We start from the raw sequence: 23,627 nt of genomic DNA on the forward strand, positions 1-23,627 counted from the left end.
CTTATATCCGAAGAGTCCCAGTCGCTTACGCGACCGGACCTCCGAAGATCTCGATGGGCTTGCTGTCGGCGGAGAGCGTCACGAGCGCGCGCTTGGTGTCCTTGCGCTTGCCGTAACCGGTGCGGGTCCGCTTGCGCTTGCCCTGACGGTTCTGCGTGTTGACGCTGGTCACGGTGACGTCGAAGATCTTCTCGACGGCAATCTTGATCTGCGTCTTGTTCGAATCCGGGTGCACCAGGAAGGTGTAGGTGCCTTCCTCGATCAGTCCGTAGGACTTCTCGGAGATGACCGGTGCAAGCAGGATGTCGCGGGGATCGGCGATGGTGGTCACTTGCTTCCCTCCTCGTTCTTCGCAGGCCCTGCGATGAACGTGTTCAGCGCTTCCACGCTGAAGACGACGTCATCGGCTTCGAGCACGTCGTACGTGTTGAGCTGATCGGGTGCGATGGGGTGCACGCCGTCCAGGTTCTGAACGCTCTTCCACGCTGCAACGTCCTCGCGGCCGACAACAAGAAGAAGCTTCTTGCGATCGGAGATCTCACCGAGGAAGGACTTCGCGACCTTGGTCGACGGAGTCTGTCCGGCAACCAGTTCGGTGATCACGTGCAGACGCTCGCTGCGAACCCGATCGGAGAGGGCGCCGCGCAGTGCAGCTGCCTTCATCTTCTTCGGGGTGCGCTGGCTGTAGTCGCGCGGCTGCGGTCCGTGGACCGTGCCTCCGCCGACGAACTGGGGAGCGCGAGTCGAGCCCTGACGAGCCCGGCCGGTGCCCTTCTGCCGGTACGGCTTCTTGCCGCCACCGCGAACCTCGCCACGAGTCTTCGTGGAGTGAGTTCCCTGACGAGCAGCAGCGAGCTGAGCCACGACGACCTGGTGCAGAAGCGCGATGTTGGCAGGCGCATCGAAGATCTCGGCGGGGAGATCGACGGTGCCGTTGGTCTTGCCGCCGGCTTCCTTGACGTCGAGCGTCAGGTTGGTCTTCTTCTCGAGGCTGGTCATGCCCGAGCACCACCCTTCAATGCAGACTTGACGATCACGACATTGCCGCGACGGCCCGGGATTGCTCCCTTGATCAAGAGCAGACCGTTCTCGCTGTCCACCTTGTGGACCGAGAGGTTCTGCGTGGTAACGCGGTCGCCACCCATGCGGCCGGACATACGCATTCCCTTGAAGACGCGACCGGGAGTGGCGCAACCGCCGATGGATCCCGGACGACGGTGCACGGCCTGGGCGCCGTGGCTTGCGCCCTGGCCCTTGAATCCGTGGCGCTTCATGGTGCCTGCGAAGCCCTTGCCCTTGCTGGTGCCGGTGACGTCGACGAAAGCGCCGTCCTCGAACACTGCAGCGGTGAGCTCCTGGCCGACCTCGAACTGCGAGGCGTCGGCGACGCGGATCTCCACGACATGGCGGCGAGGCGTGACGCCTGCCTTCTCGAACTGGCCGGTGGTCGGCTTGTTCACCTTGCGGGGATCGATCGCGCCGAAGGCGACCTGGACGGCGCTGTAGCCGTCGCGCTCCTGCGTGCGGATCTGGGTGACCACGTTGGGTCCGGCCTTGATCACGGTCACGGGAACGACGCGGTTGTTCTCGTCGAAGACCTGAGTCATTCCGAGCTTGGTGCCCAGAATGCCTGTGGCAGGCCGATTCTTGTTATCAGTCATCGTTGTCTCCGCGCTCACTGGATGTTGACGTCGACACTGGCAGGCAGATCGATGCGCATGAGCGCGTCGACCGTCTTCGGCGTCGGGTCGAGGATGTCAATGAGCCGCTTGTGAGTACGCATCTCGAAGTGTTCGCGCGAATCCTTGTACTTATGGGGCGAACGGATGACGCAGTACACGTTCTTTTCGGTCGGCAACGGCACCGGTCCGACGACGCGGGCACCCGTACGGGTGACCGTCTCGACGATCTTGCGCGCTGACGCGTCGATCGCCTCGTGGTCGTAGGCCTTGAGCCTGATGCGGATCTTTTGTCCCGCCACGCTTAGTGTCCTTTTCTTGCCGCTTGTCGTGAAGCCGGCCTTGTGGCCTGCTCCACCTCGTCTGCACAGTCCCCGAGCCGCTCGGCGAAAACCGAAGAGACTCGAACTGCCCTCGTGCTCACACGACGAACCGAACGTTGGCGATCAGGAAAGACCCGATCCGTTGCCGCTGTTCATCTGTCATGGTTCTCCGGTCCACGCGGTCGGGCGTGTCGTATTTCTACTGACACTTCTTTCCGCTTGCTCTTCTTCGATGACCGGGTGCGCGAGGCGTTCCTTCATCTCCGAGCCGGCAAACCGAACGCACTCACGCGGAGTGCTGGTCCTGTTCTGCTCTTACCTGGCGCAGGCCGCACGAAAGCGCGTCCCGTGTCCAGGCAACCCGACCAGTATGCCGTAGACCGCGCCGGAGCACAAATCCCTCCCTATGCGCATTCGCCGCTCGCACCTTACTCGGCAGTAAGATGCGAGTATGACCGCCACCAGTACTACCTACGGCCTGTGGAAGAAGCTCCCCGACAACGTCGTCGGGCAGACGATCTTCTCGATCGGCATGTGTCTCAGGGTCCCGTACTTCGGATCCGTCCTCCCCCGCGTGAAGTCCCTCGAGCCAGGTCGTTGCGAGGTGACTGCCCCGAAGTGGTGGGGAATCAGGAACCACTTGGGCACATTTCACGCGATCGCCGCGTGCAATCTCGCCGAGGTGGCCATGGGCATGCTCGCCGAAGCGACGGTGCCACCGACGCATCGCTGGATCCCGAAGGAGATGACGGTGCGCTATCTGACCAAGGCCACCACATCACTGACCGCGGTAGCCCTGCTCGATTCACCCGATTGGGCAACCGTCACGGAGGGTTCGGACGTCGTCGTGCCCGTGTCGATTCGCGACAGCGCCGGAGTCGAGGTCGTCCACGCGAACATCACCATCTGGATCTCCGCCGCGAGCCGACAGCGGTGATACTCGACGAATGAAGTCGTATGACGCTGTCGTGGTCGGTGGCCGTGGAGCCGTCGGCACCCTTCTGGCCGGGCTCCTCGTCTCCGACGGGCTGTCCGTCGTCACCGTGGATGTCGACGCAACCGGCGATCCGCAGCACGGCTGTGACCATGTGCAGGGCAACATCGTCGATCCGGACGACACTCTCCGCGAGTTGTTGGCGTCGACGACCGTCGTCGTCCTGGCGGTCCCGGAATCGGTAGCTCTTGCCGCGCAGGTACCGGATTCCGGCCGGGACATACTGCTGGTCGAAACACTGTCGGTGAAGTCCCGATTCGCCTCCTCGGTCGAGGCTCGGTGGACGCAGGCCTCCGTGCTCGGTATCAATCCGATGTTCGCTCCGTCCCTCGGGATGGACGGACGCCCTGTCGCGGCGGTCGTCCACCGGGACGGCCCCCGCGTCGGCGAATTTCTTGCTCGTCTCGAAACGTGGGGCGGGCTGATCGTGCGAGTGAACGCCGACGAGCACGACCGGGTGGCTGCCGCAACGCAGGCTCTGACCCACGCTGCTGTGCTGGCGTTCGGATCTGCTCTCGCCTCGCTCGACGTCGACCCGGCGCTCGTGCACGCTCTCGCCCCTCCCCCTGCTCGTACCGCCTTGGCATTACTGGCTCGGGTGACGGGCGGTGAACCGGAGGTCTACTGGGATGTGCAATCCGGAAACCCCCATGCGGTGACCGCGCGGTCCGCGCTGGCGTCGGCGATGTCCGAGTTGAATTCGGTCGTCGAGGACGGCGTAGTGCCTGACTTCGAGAAGTTCCTCGATCGCGCCGAGTCGGGCCTACCCGATCCCGCCGGATACGCGGCTCTCTGCGCTGCACTCTTCGGTATCGTGCGAGAACAAGGACGTGAGGAGAACCGGTCATGATCGACAATCCATCACTGCCCGAGTTCGACCCGGATGATCCAGTGGAGAGCGCGATCGTGTCGAGGCTGGCCGGCAACTGGGCCAATCGGGCCACGGTCAAGAAGCCCGAACCCGATCTGGACGACCTGTTCGATCATGCCAAGCACGACTTCCCGGAAGCTCTGATCCCGTTTGCGGAACACGACGTGTACCTCTCGCTGCCGGACGAGAAGCGGAAACGGATCCGGGCCTGGGGCTGGATCGCGTTCAACAAGAACGTCATGGACGTGGAACAGCACGTGGTCAATCCGGGCTTCTCACTCCTTGCCCAGGACGTGTTCGACACCGGAATGGGTGACGTCCTCGCGATCGCTGTCACGCAGGCGATGGTCGACGAGCAGTACCACACCCTCATGCACCTGAACGCGAGCGCGCTCACCCGTCGTCAGCGCGGATGGGCGATGCCCGAGCGACAACTCCCGTTCAGCGCGACAGTCCGTGCCCAACGCGCCGCGCAGCTCGGTGCGGCGAACTCCGGAGCTGCTGCATTGAGCGCCCTCGCGTACACGACTGTCGCGGAGATCTCGATAACCTCCTACCTGGACTTGATCGAGGACGACGACATCATCCAACCGGTGAATCGCGCAACGGTGAAGCTCCACAATCGCGACGAGTACTGCCATGCCTCGATCGCCGACGAGATGGCCAAGATCGTCTTCGGCACACTGGACGACGGCGATCGGAGAGTGTTCCTCGACGGCCTCGCCCAGGGCATGAGAGCGTTCTCGGGCACGGACTTCTCGACGTGGGAAGCTATTCTTCGAGCCGAGAAGGTCGACGGCTTCGAGACAATGCTTCGAGACATCGTCGACGACGGGAGCCGGGATCACCTCGTCCAGGACTACAGCGGCATTCGATCACTGTGCCGCGAACTGGACGTCGAGGACGAAATAGGAATCGAGTGGTCGTGAGCGATGTGAAATCGCCATCTTTCCCGGCAGGTAACATTTCGGTCCGGTGCCTGGATTGAACTGACGGGTACGCGCTCACCGAATCTCGCCTTCCGAAGAATCCGACTGCACCACCGACCGCACGGAGTATCGATGCCCTTTCCCGAGGACGTAGCTGTACTGGTCGAAGACGTCCACAAATCTTTCGACGACGTGCACGCCCTCCGAGGCATCAGCTTCTCGGCTCCCAAGGGGACCGTTCTCGGAATACTCGGCCCCAACGGCGCTGGTAAGACGACCACGGTCAAAGTTCTGGCGACACTGATCAAACCGGACACCGGCAGGGCACTCGTCGCGGGCCACGACGTCGTGACCGATGCACCTGCGGTCCGCAGGTCCATCATGATGACGGGCCAGTACGCCGCCCTCGACGACACTCTGTCCGGACGGGAGAACATCGAGCTGTTCGGTCGACTGATGGGCCTGGACAAGAAGGCGTCGAAGGCCCGCGCCCACGCGTTGCTCGAGGAATTCGACCTGGCGGACACCGGCAAACGACCGGTGCGCGGATACTCCGGTGGAATGCGCCGCCGCATCGACATCGCATGTGGTCTGGTCGTTCGTCCGGAGGTCGTGTTTCTCGACGAACCGACGACGGGGCTGGATCCGCGCAGCCGTCAGGGCGTCTGGTCACTGGTCGAGGCACTCAAAGCGCAGGGCATCACCGTGCTGCTCACCACGCAGTACCTGGAGGAAGCCGACGTTCTGAGCGACAACATCATCGTCATCGACAAGGGAACGGTGATCGCGGAGGGAACGTCGGATCAGCTCAAGGCGATGACGGGAGGCAACTTCTGTGAAGTTGTCCCGGTCGATCCGAATCGCCTGCCGGAGGTTGTGAGGATTCTGGGCGAATTGGTGCCCGGCGTCGTGGCACGGGAACTCGCGCCCGGCGCAGACCGCGTCTCCATCCCTGCTCCGGACGGTGCTGCCACTTTGTCCGAGGTTCTTCGTCGAATCGACCATGCAGGCATTCCCTTGGCGGACATCGCACTGCGCCGGCCGTCTCTGGACGACGTCTTTCTCTCCCTGACCGGCCACTCCAACACCGCCGCCACGCAGTGACCACGACTTCTCGAGACTCGACAGTGGCTGCTGCCTCGACCTCGGCAACGCCGACCGGCCGCACCCGTGCCAAGGCTCGTTTCGAGCCCTCGGGGTTCGTACAGTGGAAAGTCCTCACCGCGCGGACAGTCCGAACCATGGTCCGCAAAGGTGAGCTGTTCATCGCAGTCCTCGCACCCCTGATCTTCACGCTGGGCTTCTTCCTGCCGCTGAAGTTCGTCATGCAGTTCCAGGGGATCGACTACGCGCAGTTCCTCATGCCGATCATCGTTCTGCAGGCAATGGCGTTCACTGCGATTTCCTCGGCGCAGCGAGCCTCGACGGAGACCCTGACGGGTCTGTCCACCCGCCTGAAGACCATGCCGGTCGTCATCGGCGCTCCTCTCATGGCACGAATGACGAGTGCGTTCCTCCGGTCGACGGTGACTCTGACTGCCGCTCTGATCTACGGGCACGTCATCGGGTTTCGATTCAGCGCGGGGTTCGACCAGGCCGTCATGTTCGGCGCCATGGCGCTGGCAATCAGTACCGTGCTGTCCTTCGGCGCCGATGCGATCGGAACTCTCTCGAAGAGCCCGGAAGCCACCAGTCAGGCGCTGACGTTGCCGCAGTTGATCCTGGGTATGGCGTCGACAGGGTTCGTTCCGGAGTCCGGCTTTCCCGAGTGGATTCGCCCGTTCGTGCGTAATCAGCCGATTTCACAGTTCGCGGCAGCGATGAGGGACATGGCCGACGGGACAGTCCAGCTGTCGGTCGTGCTCCCCGCCGTTCTCTGGATCGTCGGCCTTACCCTTGTGCTCGTTCCACTTGCCCTGTGGGCGAGCCTGCGACGGAGAGACTGATCATGACCGACATTCAGCCGCGCGCCGCTACCCGTGAGACGTTCGGGTTTCCGGAGCCCACGACGATGCTGCCGGAGTCGTCGGCACGTGCTCTGTTCGTCCACAGCACCATCCAGTGCACTCGCTTGCTCAAGCGTTGGTCGAGAGACCCTACGACCATGATTCAGGCCATGCTCTACCCGGCATTGATGCTTCTGATGTTCCGAGTGGTACTCGGGGACTCGATTTCGATGGCCACCGGGCAGCCCGCCGTGTACGGCCAGGTGCCTCTCATCGTGCTCATCGGCGCAATGTTCGGCTCCATCGTCAGTGCAGTGGGCCTCAAGCAAGAACGCATGAACGGGTTGCTGCCGCGTTTCTGGACTCTGCCCACCCACCGTGCAGCCGGATTGGTGGGTCGGATGATGGCCGAGGCCGTGCGTGTGTTCGTGACCACGCTGGTGATCATCGCCATGGGGTTCGCGCTCGGATTCCGGCTCAACCAGGGCTTGCTGGCCGGACTGGGCCTCGTGCTTCTACCCATCGCGTTCGGGATCGGGTTCGCGGTCCTGGTGACGTTTCTGGCCACCGTGTCACGAGACGCGCCGCTGGTCGAGTTGGTCTCGATTCTGTGCACTCTGCTGCTCTTCTTCAACTCCGGGTTCGTGCCGGTGGCGGCGTACCCGACTTGGCTGCAGCCTGTGGTTGCAGCGCAGCCCATGTCGTGTGCGGTGGATGCGATGCGTGCCTTCGCTCTGGGCGGACCGACACTGACGCCCGTCCTGCAGACTCTCGCGTGGTCCTTCGGTCTGGTGATCGTGTTCCTCTACCCGGCCATCCGCGGTTACCGTCAGGCGTCCAGTTCCGCCTGAGCAGTTTTCTTTTATGCTGTCGATATGACAATCGACGCGCACCGAACTGTTCGCCCGACTGTTTCCGTCGTAATTCCGATGAATGGAATTATCAGCCAACTCGACGAACAACTCGACGGATTGGCACAGCAAAATTATTCGGGGGAATTCGAAGTCGTAGTAGCCGACAACGGAGTCGGCGATTTACTGAGGCGCCACATATCCGACCATTCGCTCAATACTCGTATGAAAATTCAGTACATCGACGCTTCCGAGCAGGCAGGTGTGTCGTTCGCCCGAAACTGCGGCGCACGGCACGCGTCGGGCGAATTTCTCGCCTTCTGTGATGCGGACGACATAGTCCACGAGAACTGGATCAGTTCACTTGTCGGCTTCGCGCAGGATTTTGACGTCGTCGGAACGGCTGTGGAGACCGCGGGAATCAACACCGCGAAGGCAATGTCCTGGACGCCGTCCATGCCCGCCGAGCGGCAGGGACGGACCACGTTTCTGCCTCACGCCATCGGCGCCAGCATGGGGGCCTGGACGGGCGTGTGGCGTGACCTGGGAGGGATGGACACCTCCTATCACGCCAGCGAGGACGTCGAGTTCTGCTGGCGAGCACAATTGGCCGGGTACACCTTCGGATTCCTACCGGTGGCCGAGGTCGCCTACAGGCTGCGCGAAGAGTTGCGGCCATTGCTTCGGCAGTCCTACAAGCTGGGGTACGGATTCGCGAGGCTGCAGGGCGAATACCGCGCCCGAGGCTGCCCTCCGGTCAGCGTTCGGCGGGTCGCTTACTGGTGGACGCTACTGATACTGGGAAATCCTCTGGTTCCCTCATTCGTCACCAAAGTTTCACGCGGCCAATGGGCACGAGCGGTTGCCGCGCATGCCGGTGAGGTGCGTGGAGGCTTGAAATATCACACTTTCGGCTGGTAGCCATTTGCATTTACCCGCATGTCTCGTAATGCTGGGTAGATGTGCCGATCCGACGGGCGACAATTGTCGCTCTCTCCGATGACGGCATCGGACGCGCTTCTGCTGGACACAGAACTGGTCGAAGCGACCTGAAGCAAACTGCAGGGGATGGACGAACCGCAGTGGACCAACCAACAAGGAGCAAGCAGTTGAACGCATGCGTACGACGCGGCCGAGCTTTCTTCACGACGCGGTCACTACGTGCACTCGTTTCAATGTGTGCCCTGGTCGGACTCGCTGCTGTGATCGGCGCACCGACTGCGTCCGCGCAGCCGGGAGTCGAACCGGAGCCGTTGTCCCTGGAGCGCATGGGTACGCCTCCCGAAGGCGCGAACGACTTCTCGTGCAAGCCCTCCGAAGCGCATCCTCGCCCGGTCATCCTGGTCCACGGAACCGACACCGACATGCAGGAGAGCTGGCCGAAACTTTCGCCCGAGCTCGCTGGTCAGGGCTACTGCGTGTTCGCTCTCAACTACGGCGCGATGCCGGTGATGTGGGACCACAGTCGCCTCGTCTGGGGAATCGACGACATCGAGCAGTCAGCGAGCGAGCTCGGCCAATTCGTCGACTTGGTCCTGTCGAGCACCGGCGCTTCCCAGGTCGATCTCGTCGGACATTCGCAGGGAGGCACGGTCTCGCGGCAGTACCTCAAGTTCAACGGTGGTGCCGATGCATCCGACGCGTCGCGCAGCAAGGTGAACCAGGTCATCACTCTCGGCGCCACCAACCACGGAACCAGCTTCAACGGGCTGCAGCAGCTGTACCTCCTCGCGGCATCGTTCGGGCTTCCCCGCGATCTGACGTCGCAACTGGTGTTCGGAATCGCGGGCACACAACAGCTCATCGGTTCGCCCTTGTTGAAGAAGCTCAACGCCGGTAGCGAAGTCATGCCCGGTGTCGAGTACACCGTGATCGCAACCCGCAAGGACGAGGTCGTGACGCCTCCGGAGCGAACCTTCCTGAACGACGGCGGTACCGGCCAGGTGAAGAACGAGTGGGTCCAGGACATCTGCCCCGGCAACACGGCGTCGCACATGGGTCTGACGCGTGATCCGGATGTGTTCTACATGATCAGTCGCGCGTTGGATCCCACGTACCCGGACTCGCACCCCTTGGAGTGCGCTCCACAGTCCTGACCCGCCGCTACTGCGCCCACGGGTGGTCGATGACCACGTCCACGACATCCGTCCCACCGAGGTCCACGTCGGCGCCACTGCCGTGAACGACGTGCGTTGCCCAAGTGTCGTCGATGAGGTCGGGCACCTGGGCACTCCGGTCGTCCATCACGAGCGCAGCTCCCGTCGCGGCCGCGACGGCCACCGTCAGGACGTCGCGATCCCCGAGGAAGTGTCGTCGATCTGGCCGAGTCACCGAGCGTGCGTCACGATCGACGGTCAGCAGGCGTGCCTCGTGGTCGACGGCGAAGGTTCGCCCTGACGTCGACGCCGACTGCGCCAGCCGATGGTGCGTGACCACTTCCCCGCCGGAGATGACGGCCGTGTCGTCGGGGTCGATACCGAAGCCTCGTACGCCCCGGTCGACCGGCCGCGTCGATCGGCCGGACAGGCTCGCGTCGTCGACGGAGATCCAGGGAAGCGCCGAGCCGGACGGATCCGAGAAACCTACACCGACCGCGACCTCGCCGGCGTCGAGAGACACCGCGCCTCCGGCTGACCAGACAGCAAGGATTGCGCAGACGCCCTGCTCGGAGAACGGGAGATGGATCGTCACGGGTGTCCCCCGGCCGACGCCCTCGGACATCAGCAAGCGGGCCAACTGCGCGACGTGGTCCGAAGTCCGGACGTAGGACTGCTCGCCGTCTATGTCGACGATCATCGGCGCACCCGGTTCCGCTTCGACCGCTGCGTCGAACATCGCCGCCATCGTGCGCTGGGCGGCCAGGCTCGAGTCGGCATCGCGGGGCTCGGGTGGAGGCGGGGCGGGCTGGGCGATCTCGATGTCGCCGACGACGGCGTCGTCGGCGATCCCGAACGAACGCAGAACCGACAACAACACCTCGGCGACGTGGACCACCGTGGACTCGTCGTACAGGTCGGTCGCATAGATCAACGAGCACGCGGATTCGGCTCGCCCATCGGATGCAACCGCATCCGAGAACACGAACTGAAGGTCGTATCTCGCGACGTGTTCTTCCGCCTCGAGTGCGGACACGGCCAGATTCGGAAGTTCGAGAACGGTGGTCGCGTGATTCTGTAGTGCGAGCAGCACCTGGAAGAACGGCGATCGAGACCTCGATCGCGGTGGGTCGAGCATGTCGACGATGCGATCGAACGGCACATCGGCGTGCGAGAACGCATTCAGGTCGGTCTCGCGCACCAGGGCAAGCACGTCGCCGACGGTCTCGGATCCGTCGAGCGGTGTTCGCAGGACCACGGTGTTGACGAACATCCCCACCATGTCGTCGAGGGCCGAGTCCCCGCGTCCCGCAACCGGTGTCCCCACGGCGATGTCGGCATCGCCGGACAGTCTGGCCACAACAACGGCGAGGGCAGCGTGCAGTGTCATGAACAGCGTCACGCCATGACGACGAGCCAGCGTGTCGAGGGCCGACCGCAAGTCCGCGTCGACGACGAAGCGGTACTCGGCACCGACTCGACCGACGCCCACGCCCCGTGCTCGGTCGACGGGCACACCCCGCTGCTCGGGCAGTCCGTCCAGTGCAGTCCTCCAGTACGACTCCTGCCGTGACACCAGCGAGTCCGGGTCGTCGGTCGACCCCAGCGCCTCGAGCTGCCACAGCGCGTAGTCCGCATACTGAACGTCGAGCGGTGTCCACGACGGCTCCGTGCCGCGAATGCGTGCGTTGTACGCGATCAGCAGATCGCGCGTCAGCGGTGCCATCGAGAAACCGTCAGCTGCGACGTGGTGGGTGACGAACACCATGACGTGCTCGGTGGGCGTCACCTCGAGAACACGCAGGAGCACCGGGACCGACGCGGTGACGTCGAACGGGGTCGCGAGTATCTCGCGTACACGATCGACGACGTCGTCACCCGAGATCTCTTCGAACACGAAGTCGATTGCTGCATCCGCGCGTGGAAGAACGACCTGCGTGCCGACGCCGTCGATGTCGGGATAGTACGTTCGCAGGGTTTCGTGGCGACCGACGACGTCGTCTGCGGCCCGACGCAGGACGTGGACGTCGAGGGTGCCGCTCGCTCGCAGCGCGAACGCGATGTTGTAGTCCGTGGACGTCGGGTCGAGTCGAGCGAGCAGCCACATGCGTTGCTGCGCCGGGGAGAGCGGAAGCGTGTCGGGTCTACCGAGAGACACCAGTGTTCGACGCCTGCCCGTCCCGACCTGGGACGCGATCCTCGCCGCGAGAGCCGACACCGTGGGCGCTTCGAACAGCGCTCGTAGGTCGACCTCGGTGTCCAGAGCCGCGCCCAGTCGGGCGGTGACCTGGGTCGCGACCAACGAGTTGCCGCCCAGCGCGAAGAAGTCGTCGTCCGAGCCGACCCGGTCGTTACCGAGGACGGCCGAGAATGCCTCCGCCACCGCTTCTTCCACGGCGGTGGACGGGGCGCGGTACGCCGTGTCGACGACGGTCGGTGCAGGCAGTGCGCGCCGGTCGAGCTTGCCGTTGACGGTGAGGGGCAGATCTTCGAGTTCGACGAAACCGGACGGAATCATGTAGTCGGGCAGTCGTTCTCCTACGGTTCGACGGATCGAGTCGAGGTCGCGAGACGCACCGGCCGCACGTACGAAGTACGCGACGACCCGAGGCCCGAGCGGTGGGTCCTCCCGCACGACGGCAACCGCTGTGGCTACCGAGGGATGGGCCGCAGTCGCTGCTTCCACCTCACCGAGTTCGATACGGTAACCACGGACCTTGACCTGTTGATCGGCTCGACCCGAGAATTCGAGCTCGCCGGTCTTCCCGGAGACCACCCATCGGACCCGGTCACCGGTGCGATAGAGAGGTTCGCCGTTGTCCCCGAAGGGGTTTGCTACGAAACGCGTCGCTGTCAAGCCCGGTCGTTCCAGATAGCCGCGGGTCACTTGAGAGCCACCCACGTAGAGTTCGCCTTCGACGCCTACCGGCACGGGATGCAGGCGACGATCGAGTACGTGTACGGACAGGCCCGCAATCGGCATCCCGATTATCGAGCCGGACTCGACGTCGGATGCAGCGATTCGCCGGACAGTGACATGCACCGTCGTCTCCGTGATTCCGTACAGGTTGAACAGTGCAGGACCACGGGCTTCGCCGTCGCCGTGCCTGCCGAACCACGTGCGCAGACGCCTCGGTTCGAGCGCTTCTCCCCCGAACAACACGTGCCGGAGAACGAGTTCCGTCGACGACTCGGTGTCCACGTCGACCAACCGTTGAAACGCCGACGGCGTCTGATTGAGAACTGTGACACGCTCGGAGGCGAGTAGTTCCCGAAACACCTCGGGAGAACGAGCGGTGTAGTGATCGACCACGACGAGCGTGCCGCCGTGAAGGAGGGCTCCCCACATCTCCCACACGGAGAAATCGAATGCGAACGAGTGGAACATCGTCCAGACGTCGGTCGCTCCGAACTCGAAGACGTCGTTCGTCTTCTCGAAGAGGGTCAGCACGTTGTCATGGGTGACTCCGACGCCTTTCGGCTGCCCCGTCGATCCCGACGTGTAGATGACGTACGCGAGCGACCAACGACGCAACGACGAATGCCGTTCTGCATCGGTCACTGTCGCCTCGGAGCGCCGATCCACCTCGGCCGCGGTAGGAGCGACAGCCGCCATGTCGACGGCAGGCAGTCCACCGAAGCGTGAGTCGACGCCCTGGTACACGGCCGCGACCGGGGCGCAATCGTCGAGGACGAAACGAACCCGATCGTCCGGGTGGTCCGGATCGATGGGGAGGTACGCGGCGCCCGAGGTGACCACGGCGAGCAGCGCGACCACGAGGTCCGCCGATCGGGGCAGCGACACAGCGACCGTAGCTTCCGGGCGTGCACCCAGCGCGATCAGTTCGCGAGCGATCACGTTCGCTTTCGCCGCGACATCTCGGTAAGTCCAGGATCTGCCCCCGTCACGCAGTGCAACGCGATCGGGTACCTCTCCGGCCATGGCATGGAACCGGTCGACCAACGTGGAGAATGCGGACGGCATCGGGTCGTCGGTTGTCTCGGTGACGAGTGCGAGCTCCAGCTCCGCAGCCGGAAGCAGCGTCACGTCCCCCAGCGGCTCGTGCGCCTGCTCCACGAGCGCGGACGCAGCACGTGCGTAGGCGTCGGCGATGCGCTGCACCGTGGCTCGATCCAGTGCATCCGCGGCGTACACGAATTCGACGTCCCACCCGGCCACGTCACCGGCGTCGTAGGCGTCGGCCACCGTCACCTGCAGATCGAATTTCGCCTCGACGGAATCGAATTCCACCCCGCTGATGGTCAGGTCGGGCAACTCCAAGTCGATCCGAGCGAGGTTCTGGAACACGAACATCACCTGGAAGAGCGGGTGTCTGCCGCGGATTCGGTGCGGATCCGTCACATCGACGATTCGCTCGAACGGCACGTCGGCGTTGGCGAACGCGGACAGATCGGTTTCACGTACGTCGGCCACGAACCGGTCGAAGTTCGCGGCCGGATCGACCCGGGTGCGCAGAACGAGAGTGTTGACGAACATACCGATCATCTCGTCGAGGCGACTGTCCCCACGACCCGCGACAACGGTTCCGACGGTGATGTCCTCGTTGGCGGACATTCGCGACAACACCACGGCGAGGGCGGCGTGCATGACCATGAACGGAGTTGCCCCGACGCCTCTGGCGTACGTTGCCACCGCATCTCGCGTCGACCGATCGATGGACACGACGACGGCGCCTGCCCGTTCCTCGGCAGCGGCCGTCGTCGTCGCGCGAGAACTGCTGCGCGGCAACTCGATTTCGGCAGGCACGTCCGACAGCTGCCGGACCCAGTAGTCGATCTGACGCGACGCGGGCGATGCGGGATCGTTTTCGGAGCCGACGAAATTGCGCTGCCAGACTGCGAAGTCCGCATACTGCAGGGGCTGAGGATCCCATGCGGGTTCGTTGCCGGTCGCCCGAGCTGCGTACGCGCGCGCCAGGTCCCGGGTGAGCGGACCTACCGAGAATCCGTCCACGGAGATGTGGTGGGCGACGACGACGAGGACGTGCTCGTCTGCGGACTCCCGCAGCAGAACCGCGCGTACGGGAACCGTCTCGGTCACGTCGAATCCACGAGACACCATCTCGAGGACTCGCGCGGTAGTCGACGCGGAGTCACTGTCCTCCACACGTAGTGCAACCGAACGGTGGGGTTCGACGAACTGGAAGCCGACCCCGTCGACGTCGGGGTAGCGCGTCCGTAGGATCTCGTGTCGGGTCGTGACGTCGTGAAAGGCCTCGACCAGGGCTCCGACGTCGAGGTTTCCTGTTATCCGGATCAGCGCGGGCACGTTGTTCGCTGCCGAACGAGGATCGAGTCGGTTGAGGAACCACATGCGTTGCTGCGGTAGGGACAGCGGAGCCGGGGTGTCGTGGTCCGGTCGTCGCGCCAGAACGCCTCGGACCGACCGCGTGGTCTCCCGCTCGATTCGTCCTGCGAGGACCTCGACTCCCGGAGCGTCGAACAACATCCGAAGGGGAACGTCGGTGGACAGCTCTGCTCCCAACCGCGCCACCACCTGGGTTGCGATCAGCGAGTTCCCGCCCAGGGCGAAGAAATCGTCGTCCAGACCCACTCGGGGTGCGCCGAGCATGTCCGAGTAGGTCGAGGCGACGATCTCCTCGACGGGAGTCGACGGCGCCCTGTGCGTCCGCACCTGGACCGCGGGCGCGGGCAGCGCCCGACGGTCGAGCTTGCCGTTCGGACCGACCGGCAGCCGGTCGACGACGACGATCGACGTCGGAACCATGTAGTCGGGGACGAAGCGCGCAGTAGCCGCACGGATGTCCGCTGCGTCGATGCTCGCCCCGTCCTCGGGTACGACGTACGCCACCAAGGAGTCACCGACGATTGCGTCGGTGTGCAGTACCACGACGGCCTGGCGAGCGTTGGGATGAGTGAGCACTGCAGCCTCGACCTCACCGCATTCGATGCGCTGGCCTCGAAGTTTCACCTGGAAATCGCTGCGGCCCACGTAGTCGAGTTCACCGACGGGGTTCCACCGCACCAGATCTCCAGTCCGATAGAGTCGTCCGCCCGTCGAATCGAACGGGTCGGCGACGAACCTCTCGGAAGTCAGTGTCGGTCTCGTCGCATAGCCTCTGGCGAGTTGTACCCCTGCCAGATACAACTCCCCCACGACACCGGGCCATACCGGGTTCAAGCGCGAATCGAGCACGTACACACGGGTGTTCGAGACCGGCCGGCCGATGGGTACGGTCGGCGCAGCGGAGTCGACGATGTCGTACCGGGTGACATCGACGGCGGCCTCGGTGGGTCCGTACAGGTTGACGAGGTCGGTTCCAGCCAGAATTTCCGATGTCGCACGCACTGTGGCAGCGGGGAGCGCTTCTCCGGATGCGAAGATCCGCCGCAGCCTTCGCGCCGACCGCGCGTCCGGATGAGCGGTGAACACCGCGAGCATCGACGGTACGAAGTGCGCGACGGTGACGGAGTGCGTCTCGATCAGCCGTGCAAGATAGGTGGGGTCGCGGTGACCGTCCGCATCCGCGATCACCAGCGTCGCCCCGATCCCGAGCGGCCAGAACAGCTCCCACACAGACACGTCGAACGTCAGCGGAGTCTTGTGGACCACGACATCGTCGGTGCCCAGTGGATAGCACTGCTGCATCCAGTCCAGCCGATTGACGACGGCGCGGTGGCTGACCACCACACCCTTCGGCCTGCCGGTCGACCCGGACGTGAAGATCACGTACGCCGCGACGTCCGGATGGTGTCGATGGACCGACACAGTCGCGTTCGGTTCGCTCTCGACCGTGTGGTGCACGTCGATGGTGACGACCCCGGTTGTCGCCTTCGACAACTCCACGCTCGACGCAGCACCGTCGACGAGAACGACTGCGGCTTCGGACGCCTCCAGAACGTAGTGCAGGCGCTCGATCGGTTGCTGCGGATCGATCGGTACGTAGGCACCGCCGGCATCGAGCACGGCGTACACCGCGAGGACCGACTCGAAAGACCGTGACACTGCCACACCGACGGTGGTCTCCGGTCCGACACCTGCGTGTTGCAGCGTCCGAGACAGCGCCTTCACCTGATCGGAGAACTGTGCGTAGGAGATCTCGTGGTCACCGTGGCGAATCGCAATCGAATCGGGAGACCTCTGGGCAACCCGGCGGAATCGATCGAGGAGCATGTCCTCGCGGGCAGCGACCGCGGTTCGGTTCCATTCGGTGAGAACCGATGTCGTCTCGTGGTCGTCGAGAAGGTCGATGTCACCGACGACCGCGAACCGATCGGTGACCATGGCCTCGAGTATTCGGACGAATCGCCGTCCGGCTGCGGCGATGGTGTCTTCGTCGAACAGCTCGGTCAGGTAGAGGAACTGAGCCGACATTCCTGCGGGTTCGCCGGAACGGTCGAAATCCTCCGACATGGTCAGGTACAGATCGAACTTCGACAGCCCGGTTTCCAGTTCGACGCCCGCGGCGCGGATCTCCGGGAGCTCGACGCTTGTGCGTTCGAGATTCTGGAACGCGAGCATCACCTGGAACAGAGGTTGTCTCGCCGTCGACCTCGTCGGATCGAGTATCTCCACCAGCCGCTCGAACGGAAGGTCCGAGTTCGCGAACGCGTCGAGGTCGGATTCGCGCGTCGACGCGAGCACGTGCCTCACGGTGTCCGAGGGACGGATCTCGGATCTGAGCACGAGCGTGTTGACGAACATGCCGATCACATCGTCCAGCGCACGCTCACCACGGCCTGCGATCGGCGTTCCGATCGTGACGTCTTCCGTTGCCGCCGCACGTGCCAACAGAATCGCGAACGCTGCGTGCACGACCATGAACGGCGTGCATCCCACGTCGAGGCCCAGCGCGACGACGGCGCGATGCAATGCACCGCCGATCGCGAAGCGGTGAACGGCACCGCGCTCGGACTGCACGACCGGGCGAGGACGGTCGGTCGGTAGGTCCAGCTGCTCGGGGCTCCCTGCGAGACGCCGCTTCCAGTAGTCGATCTGCGTGCGAACCAGAGATTCCGGATCGTTCTCCTCCCCGAGGACCTCGCGCTGCCACACCGAGAAGTCGGCGTACTGCACCTTCATCGGCTCCCACATCGGTGTCCGACCTCCGACTCGTGCCGCGTATGCGTACACGATGTCTCGCATGAGGGGACCGATGGAGAAACCGTCGGCGGCGATGTGGTGGACGACGACCGCGAGGATTCCTTCGGTATCGCCGACTCGGAACAGATGGGCACGGAACGGCGGAGCTTCGGACAGCGCGAAACTCGTGTTCACCAGCACGCGGATGCGTCCGAGCGCGTCGTTCTCGGTGCAGGTGTCCACACCGAGCTCGAACGGGCTCTCGTCGATACGCAGAATTCGTTGGTGGCCGACACCGTCCACATCCGGATACACGGTGCGTAGCGTTTCGTGGCGTTCACGGATGTCGTCGATGGCCGTTCGGAGGGCTGTCTCGTTCAGCTCACCGGTGAGACGGACGACGATGGGAATGTTGTAGGCGGCGGAGTCCGGTTCGAACTGATCCAGGAACCACATTCGTTGCTGCGCAAGGGACAGCGGTATTCGTTCCGGACGTGTGCGCGCCGTCAGGGGTGCGCGCCGCTTCTTCCCGACGCTGCGATCGATCACTGCTGCCAGGGCAGCCACCGACGGTGCGTCGAACACGGCGCGGACATCGAGGTCGACGTCGAGTTCTACGCCGACCCGGGCGGTCACCTGAGTGGCGAGAAGCGAGTTGCCACCGAGAGAGAAGAATTCGTCGTCGCGCCCGACTCGATCGACACGCAGGAGGCTGCTGTAGACCTCGGCGACTACGTGCTCGGCGCGAGTACGCGGCTCGGTGAACTCTGTGCGCTCGAACATCGGCTCCGGCAGCGCTCGCCTGTTCAGTTTGCCCGACGGTCCGAGCGGGAGCTCGCCGATCACGAGGAACGCCGACGGAACCATGTATTCGGGCAGTACCCGCCCGGCCACATCCCGCAGCCGTTCGGTGTCCACGGACGACCCGTGCGAGGGGACGATGTAGGCAACGAGCCTGTCACCTCGCACATCCACCACGGCGTGGTGGACCGAGCCGTCGCGGAGAAGAACGTTCTCGATCTCCCCGAGTTCGATGCGCAACCCTCGCAGCTTGACTTGAAAGTCCGAGCGGCCGAGGTATTCCAGCTCGCCGTCGGTGCGCATCCGTACGACGTCACCCGTGCGATAGAGCCTCGCCCCGTCGATCGAGAACGGGTCGGCGACGAACCGGTCAGCCGTCAGGTCCGGCTGATTCGAGTATCCGCGCGCGAGTTGCACGCCGCCGAGGTACAACTCCCCTTGCCCACCCACGGGGACCGGGTGCAACCTCGGATCGAGCACGTGCACACGAGTGTTGAACACGGGACGTCCGATCGGTACGCCGTCGGTGTCGGTGTCGGAGAACTCGTGGTGGGTCACGTCGACGGCAGCCTCCGTGGGGCCGTACAGGTTGACCACGCGTGCACCCGGCAGTGCCGTCTGCAGCGACGATGCCGTTGCGGACGGCAGGGCTTCTCCCGAGCAGAACACCCATCGCGGCGCGACGTTCGCCGGTGCCCTATCGGAGGCGTACACGGCGGCCATCGACGGTACGAAGTGCAGGACCGTTACTTGCTGGGACGACAGGAGCGAGGCCAGGTAGTTCGGATCACGGTGGCCGTGCGGACGCGCGATCACCGTTCGAGCACCGATGTGCAACGGCCAGAACAACTCCCACACCGACACGTCGAACGTCACCGGAGTCTTGTGCAGGACGACGTCCTCTCGGGTCAACCCGTATTGTTCCTGCATCCAGACGAGCCGATTCACGATGGCGCGGTGGTCGACCGACACCCCCTTGGGGGCACCCGTCGATCCCGACGTGAAGAGAACGTAGGCAGTGTTCGCCGCGGTGAGCGTACCGAGACGATCGGCGTCGGTCAGCGGTCCGGGCGAGAAGGCGCGCAGGTCGATCTCGTCCACGGACACCACCGGGACACTCGATGCTTCGAGCGCCTGGCTCGAGATCGACGCGCCGACAAGGTCCTCGTTCCTCGACAGCACCAGCACAGCGTTCGACGCCGTGACGATGTGCCGCTGCCGCTCTCCAGGCTGATCCGGATCCATCGGGACGTATGCAGCACCAGCTGCCTGCACGGCGTAAATGGCCACGAAGAGGTCGAAGGAGCGATGCATCGAGACCGCGACTCTCGTTTCCGGACCGACGCCTCGCGAGATCAGGTACCGCGCAAGCGTGTTCACGCGTGCGTCGAACTCCCGATAGGTCAGAGTGACGTCGTCGCACGTCAGAGCGTCGGCATCGGGCGACGCTGCCGCGCGCGCAGCGTACATCGACACCAACGTCGACGTCTCGTCGAACTCGTGATGGGTCGAATTGATCTCGTCGATCAACCAGCGGCGCTCGGCGGCATCGATCAGAGCGATGTCGCCGACGACCGCCGTCGAATCCTCGGACACCACGTCGAGGAGAAGACGAACGCGAGCGGCCAGCGCGTCGACGGTCGACGTATCGAAGATGTCGCGCGCGTACGTGATGGAGAATTCGATGCCGTTCGGGTCACCGGAGCTGGAGTAGCTTTCGGAGAAGACCAGTTCGAGGTCGAATCTGGCGGCATGGACGGCGACCTCCACGGGCGACAACGCAAGTCCGGACGCCTGTACGGTCGCGCGGCCTCCGTCCTGGAAGGTCAACAACACCTGGAACAACGGGTGACGTCCAGAGAAACGAGGTGGGTCCAGTATCTCCACCACACGGTCGAACGGAAGGTCCGCGTGAGCGAACGCGGACAGGTCCACCTCGCGTACTCGGGCCAACACGTCGTCGAAGGTCGCCGACGAGTCCACCGGCGTCCGCAGCACCAGCGTGTTCACGAACATGCCGACGACTGCGTCGAGATCGGTCTCACCGCGGCCGGCAACCGGTGTACCCACGACGACATCCGATTCACCGGACATCCGCGCCAACAACACTGCGATGCAGGCGTGCACCACCATGAACGGAGTGACGCCCCGGCGTCCGGCGAGTTCGACGATTCGCCGATGGACGGCTGCATCGAGACGTCGGGAACTACGTCCACCCGATCCCGACCGAACTGGCCCTCGCGGCCTGTCCGTCGGGACGATCGTCTCCTCCGGCGCACCGGCGAGTGTCGTCGACCAGAACCTTTCCTGAGCCGCAGCCAGTGACGTCGGATCGTCGGATGCCCCGAGCAGCGCTCGCTGCCACACCGTGTAGTCCGTGTACTGCACCGGTAGCGGTATCCACTCGGGCGCGTGCCCAGCGAGGCGCGAGACGTACGCTTCCGTGACATCCGACGCAAGAGGGCGCATGGAGAAGCCGTCGGCTGCGATGTGATGGACCACGAAGATCAAGACGTGATGCTCGGATGCCGTGCGCAGTAACCTGACTCGGAACGGCGGCGCGGCCGTGACGTCGAACGGCGTCGTGGCGGCCCGCTCCAGGTGACGCATCACCGACGACGGATCCGCGTCGACGACGCTCAGATCGATCGGGGCATGCCCTGGATCGGCCACCGATTGGGTGCCTGTCCCGTCGACCTCCGGGTAGGTGGTCCGCAGTACCGCCTGGCGAGCGACCACGTCACCGACAGCTGCCGTCAGAGCAGTCGGATCCAGCGGCCCGCGCAGTTCGAGCGCCAGCACGATGTTGTCGGCGGCGGACTCGCTGTCGAGCCTGGCCGAGAACCACATTCGTTGTTGGGCAGCCGAGAGCGGGACGGGGTAGGTCACCGGCAGACGCCCGAGCACGGCGGTGCCGTCGGGCCCGGAACCGGCGGCGAACTCGACGACCGTCGCCCACTGTTCCACGGTCGCGTTGTCGAAGAAGTCACGGACGGCGGTGCGTACGCCGAATCGAGAATTCACACGGGACACCGCACGCGTCGCCGCCAACGAGTTCCCACCGAGGGCGAAGAAGTCGTCGTCCAGCCCGACGCCGGATACACCGAGGAGCACCTCGAACTCCTCCGCGACACCGATTTCCGTGTCGGATTCCGGTGCGCGGAAGGCGGTTCGTTCGGCCGGGGGGTCAGGAAGGCTTCGCCGATCGAGTTTGCCGGAGTGTCCGAGTGGCATCGCGTCCAGTTCCACCAGGGCACTCGGCACCATGTACGCCGGAAGCACCGCCTTCAGCCTGGCCGTCGCCGCCTCCTCGTCGAATTCGGACGATCTCGTCGGCACCACGTATCCGACCAGGCGGTCGCCGCGCACGATCACCGCGCATTGAAGCACGGAGGGATCCTGCTGCAGAACGGTTTCCACTTCGCCGAGCTCGATCCGCAGTCCGCTGAGTTTGACCTGGGAGTCACTGCGGCCGAGGTAGACCAGAACCCCGCCGTCGGTCCACTTGACCAGGTCCCCGGTGCGATACATGCGTCGACCTGAACCGAATGGGTCGGCCACGAACCGATCCGCAGTGAGCTGCGATTTTCCGACGTATCCGCGTGCCAGTTGAATACCGGCGAGGTACAACTCTCCGACCGTCCCATCGGGCACGGGGCCGAGTGCACCGTCGAGTACATACAGCTCGGTGTCGTCGGCAGCTACGCCGATGGGTACAGGTCCGTCGCCTGCCCCCGTCACGTGGTGCGCGGTCACGTCGACGGCGGCCTCGGTCGGCCCGTACAGGTTGTGCAGCTCGGCAGCCGACAGCGATGCGAACCGTGCTGCGGTGGCGGCACCGAGCTCTTCGCCCGACGCGAAGAGGTATCTGAGACTCGAAATATCCTCTACGCCGACGACATCGACGAACACCGCCAGCATCGACGGGACGAAATGCGCGACGGTCACGTCGGTGGACCGGATGGTCTTCGCAAGGTATTCGGGGTCGGTGTGCCCACCCGGCTCCGCGACGACGAGCGTCGCACCCACTTGCAGCGGCCAGAAGAACTCCCATACCGACACGTCGAAGGTGAACGGTGTCTTCTGCAGGACGACGTCCCGCGCGTTCAGCCGGTACAGGCGCTGTCGCCAGTGCAGGTTCGCGGCGATTGCGCGGTGCGAGACCCCGACGCCTTTCGGCCGACCGGTCGATCCGGACGTGAAGATCACATAGGCCAGGTCGTCCGGCGCCGGTCCCGACAGATCCCCGTCACGGGCGTCGGAACCGTGGGTCAGGAGGGTTCGAACATCGACGACGGGCACTTCGGACGGCAGCCGGTGGGCGATGGTGTCCTCGGTGACGATCAGTACCGGCTCGGCGACGTCGACGATGTAGTCGAGCCGCTCGCGCGGATGATCGGGGTCCAACGGTAGATAGGCGGCGCCGGACTTGACGATTCCGTACATTGCCACGATCAACTCGACCGACCGATGCATGGCCACGCCCACGGTTCGGTCGGGCCCGGCACCCAGCGACACGAGGTGACGTGCCACCTGCTCGGCTCTCCGATCCAGCTCTCCGTAGCTCAACACCTGGTCTCGAAACCGCACCGCAGGGCTGTCCGGTGTGCTCTCCACGACAGCGTCGAATTCGTCGAGCAACGTGCCGGACGGCCGGACATCGTCGCCGTCGAACTCGGGGGCGGCGACGAGACGGGACAGCGAGGCGGCGAGCTCGGTGAGAACGCGGTCGAACGCACCCTCGTCGGACTGGAAGGTCGCGGGAAGCAGGTCTCCCAGGACCAGAGCGAACAGCGCGTCCGGTCCGAGGACTCCACCCATGCTGGAGTCCAGCCGGTCCACTGCCTCGGCCAGCTGACCGAATCGGACGGTCACACCGTCGAACACGAGGGCGGGACGATCGGCCTCCGCGTGCGCGACGGACGTGACGAGCCTGCGAACGTCGGTGACCGAGAGGGGCAGGCTGTGGTCGGGATCGACAACCATGTGGTGCAATCCTCCCCACCCTCGATCGAATGTTCGGTACCGCGGTGTTCGCGTGCCGAACAATCAAGAGCGGTCTACCTTGCCCA

The 23,627-nt window shown here is 64.5% G+C and carries 13 protein-coding genes; 8 read left to right on the plus strand and 5 right to left on the minus strand.

The genetic code is table 11. The features are described 5' to 3' along the window. Nucleotides 1–25 precede the first annotated feature (25 nt). From rplW to rpsJ, 4 genes are read right to left on the minus strand one after another with little or no spacing between them, the layout of a single operon-like run. A complete protein-coding gene (rplW, locus tag H292_RS0108945) occupies nucleotides 26–331 on the minus strand; it encodes a 50S ribosomal protein L23 (protein WP_019663546.1) in 306 nt (101 codons plus the stop codon). Beyond that, nucleotides 328–999, minus strand: coding sequence for a 50S ribosomal protein L4 (gene rplD, locus H292_RS0108950; RefSeq protein ID WP_019663545.1), 672 nt, complete (start codon nucleotides 997–999; stop codon nucleotides 328–330). The genes rplW and rplD overlap by 4 nt, the downstream gene beginning before the upstream one ends. Then, complete coding sequence (gene rplC, locus H292_RS0108955) at nucleotides 996–1,661, minus strand: 50S ribosomal protein L3 (protein ID WP_026347512.1); 666 nt, start codon at nucleotides 1,659–1,661, stop codon at nucleotides 996–998. The genes rplD and rplC overlap by 4 nt, the downstream gene beginning before the upstream one ends. Before the next feature lie 14 nt (nucleotides 1,662–1,675). Beyond that, nucleotides 1,676–1,981, minus strand: a complete 306-nt coding sequence (gene rpsJ / locus H292_RS0108960) for a 30S ribosomal protein S10 (RefSeq protein WP_003938093.1) — start codon at nucleotides 1,979–1,981, stop codon at nucleotides 1,676–1,678. 472 nt (nucleotides 1,982–2,453) lie between these two features. On the opposite strand from rpsJ, the gene H292_RS0108965 reads away from it, so the two are divergent. The 8 genes from H292_RS0108965 to H292_RS0109005 all read left to right on the plus strand — a co-directional run bounded on the left by H292_RS0108965 (nucleotide 2,454) and on the right by H292_RS0109005 (nucleotide 9,689). Then, nucleotides 2,454–2,939 (plus strand): hotdog fold domain-containing protein, encoded by a 486-nt coding sequence (locus H292_RS0108965; protein WP_020111161.1) that lies wholly within the window; start codon nucleotides 2,454–2,456, stop codon nucleotides 2,937–2,939. Between the two features lie 10 nt (nucleotides 2,940–2,949). Beyond that, complete coding sequence (locus H292_RS0108970) at nucleotides 2,950–3,846, plus strand: prephenate dehydrogenase dimerization domain-containing protein (protein ID WP_020111162.1); 897 nt, start codon at nucleotides 2,950–2,952, stop codon at nucleotides 3,844–3,846. Continuing rightward, entirely contained in the window at nucleotides 3,843–4,796 is a 954-nt protein-coding gene (locus H292_RS0108975) for an AurF N-oxygenase family protein (RefSeq protein ID WP_020111163.1), read from the plus strand. Before H292_RS0108970 ends, H292_RS0108975 begins: the two co-directional genes overlap by 4 nt. A gap of 132 nt (nucleotides 4,797–4,928) precedes the next feature. Then, entirely contained in the window at nucleotides 4,929–5,900 is a 972-nt protein-coding gene (locus H292_RS0108980) for a daunorubicin resistance protein DrrA family ABC transporter ATP-binding protein (RefSeq protein WP_020111164.1), read from the plus strand. Next, nucleotides 5,897–6,742 carry an ABC transporter permease gene (locus H292_RS0108985; RefSeq protein WP_027498699.1) on the plus strand — a complete coding sequence of 282 codons (846 nt, stop codon included), beginning with the start codon at nucleotides 5,897–5,899 and terminating at the stop codon, nucleotides 6,740–6,742. Before H292_RS0108980 ends, H292_RS0108985 begins: the two co-directional genes overlap by 4 nt. Nucleotides 6,743–6,744: 2 nt before the next feature. After that, entirely contained in the window at nucleotides 6,745–7,593 is an 849-nt protein-coding gene (locus tag H292_RS0108990) for an ABC transporter permease (RefSeq protein WP_027498700.1), read from the plus strand. Nucleotides 7,594–7,617: 24 nt separating this feature from the next. Further along, the gene (locus H292_RS26925; protein WP_020111167.1) at nucleotides 7,618–8,514 is read left to right on the plus strand and encodes a glycosyltransferase; all 897 of its coding nucleotides are present in this window, start codon (nucleotides 7,618–7,620) and stop codon (nucleotides 8,512–8,514) included. A 254-nt stretch (nucleotides 8,515–8,768) separates the two neighbouring features. Then, nucleotides 8,769–9,689 carry a lipase family alpha/beta hydrolase gene (locus tag H292_RS0109005; RefSeq protein WP_020111169.1) on the plus strand — a complete coding sequence of 307 codons (921 nt, stop codon included), beginning with the start codon at nucleotides 8,769–8,771 and terminating at the stop codon, nucleotides 9,687–9,689. A 7-nt stretch (nucleotides 9,690–9,696) separates the two neighbouring features. Here the strand turns inward: H292_RS0109005 and H292_RS26930 are convergent, their stop codons facing one another. Further along, complete coding sequence (locus H292_RS26930; RefSeq protein WP_020111170.1) at nucleotides 9,697–23,541, minus strand: non-ribosomal peptide synthetase; 13,845 nt, start codon at nucleotides 23,539–23,541, stop codon at nucleotides 9,697–9,699. Nucleotides 23,542–23,627 lie beyond the last annotated feature (86 nt).

The sequence above is a fragment of the Rhodococcus sp. 114MFTsu3.1 genome (assembly GCF_000383555.1).
Lineage (GTDB): Bacteria > Actinomycetota > Actinomycetes > Mycobacteriales > Mycobacteriaceae > Rhodococcoides > Rhodococcoides fascians_E.

Excerpts from the sequence above, each read along its gene's own strand:
- H292_RS26925 (WP_020111167.1), top strand. The coding sequence starts at position 7,618 with ATGACAATCGACGCGCACCGAACTGTTCGCCCGACTGTTTCCGTCGTA.
- rplD (WP_019663545.1), bottom strand. The coding sequence starts at position 999 with ATGACCAGCCTCGAGAAGAAGACCAACCTGACGCTCGACGTCAAGGAA.
- H292_RS0108965 (WP_020111161.1), top strand. The coding sequence starts at position 2,454 with ATGACCGCCACCAGTACTACCTACGGCCTGTGGAAGAAGCTCCCCGAC.
- H292_RS0108970 (WP_020111162.1), top strand. The coding sequence starts at position 2,950 with ATGAAGTCGTATGACGCTGTCGTGGTCGGTGGCCGTGGAGCCGTCGGC.
- H292_RS0108975 (WP_020111163.1), top strand. The coding sequence starts at position 3,843 with ATGATCGACAATCCATCACTGCCCGAGTTCGACCCGGATGATCCAGTG.
- H292_RS26930 (WP_020111170.1), bottom strand. The coding sequence starts at position 23,541 with ATGGTTGTCGATCCCGACCACAGCCTGCCCCTCTCGGTCACCGACGTT.
- H292_RS0109005 (WP_020111169.1), top strand. The coding sequence starts at position 8,769 with ATGTGTGCCCTGGTCGGACTCGCTGCTGTGATCGGCGCACCGACTGCG.
- rplC (WP_026347512.1), bottom strand. The coding sequence starts at position 1,661 with ATGACTGATAACAAGAATCGGCCTGCCACAGGCATTCTGGGCACCAAG.
- H292_RS0108980 (WP_020111164.1), top strand. The coding sequence starts at position 4,929 with ATGCCCTTTCCCGAGGACGTAGCTGTACTGGTCGAAGACGTCCACAAA.
- H292_RS0108990 (WP_027498700.1), top strand. The coding sequence starts at position 6,745 with ATGACCGACATTCAGCCGCGCGCCGCTACCCGTGAGACGTTCGGGTTT.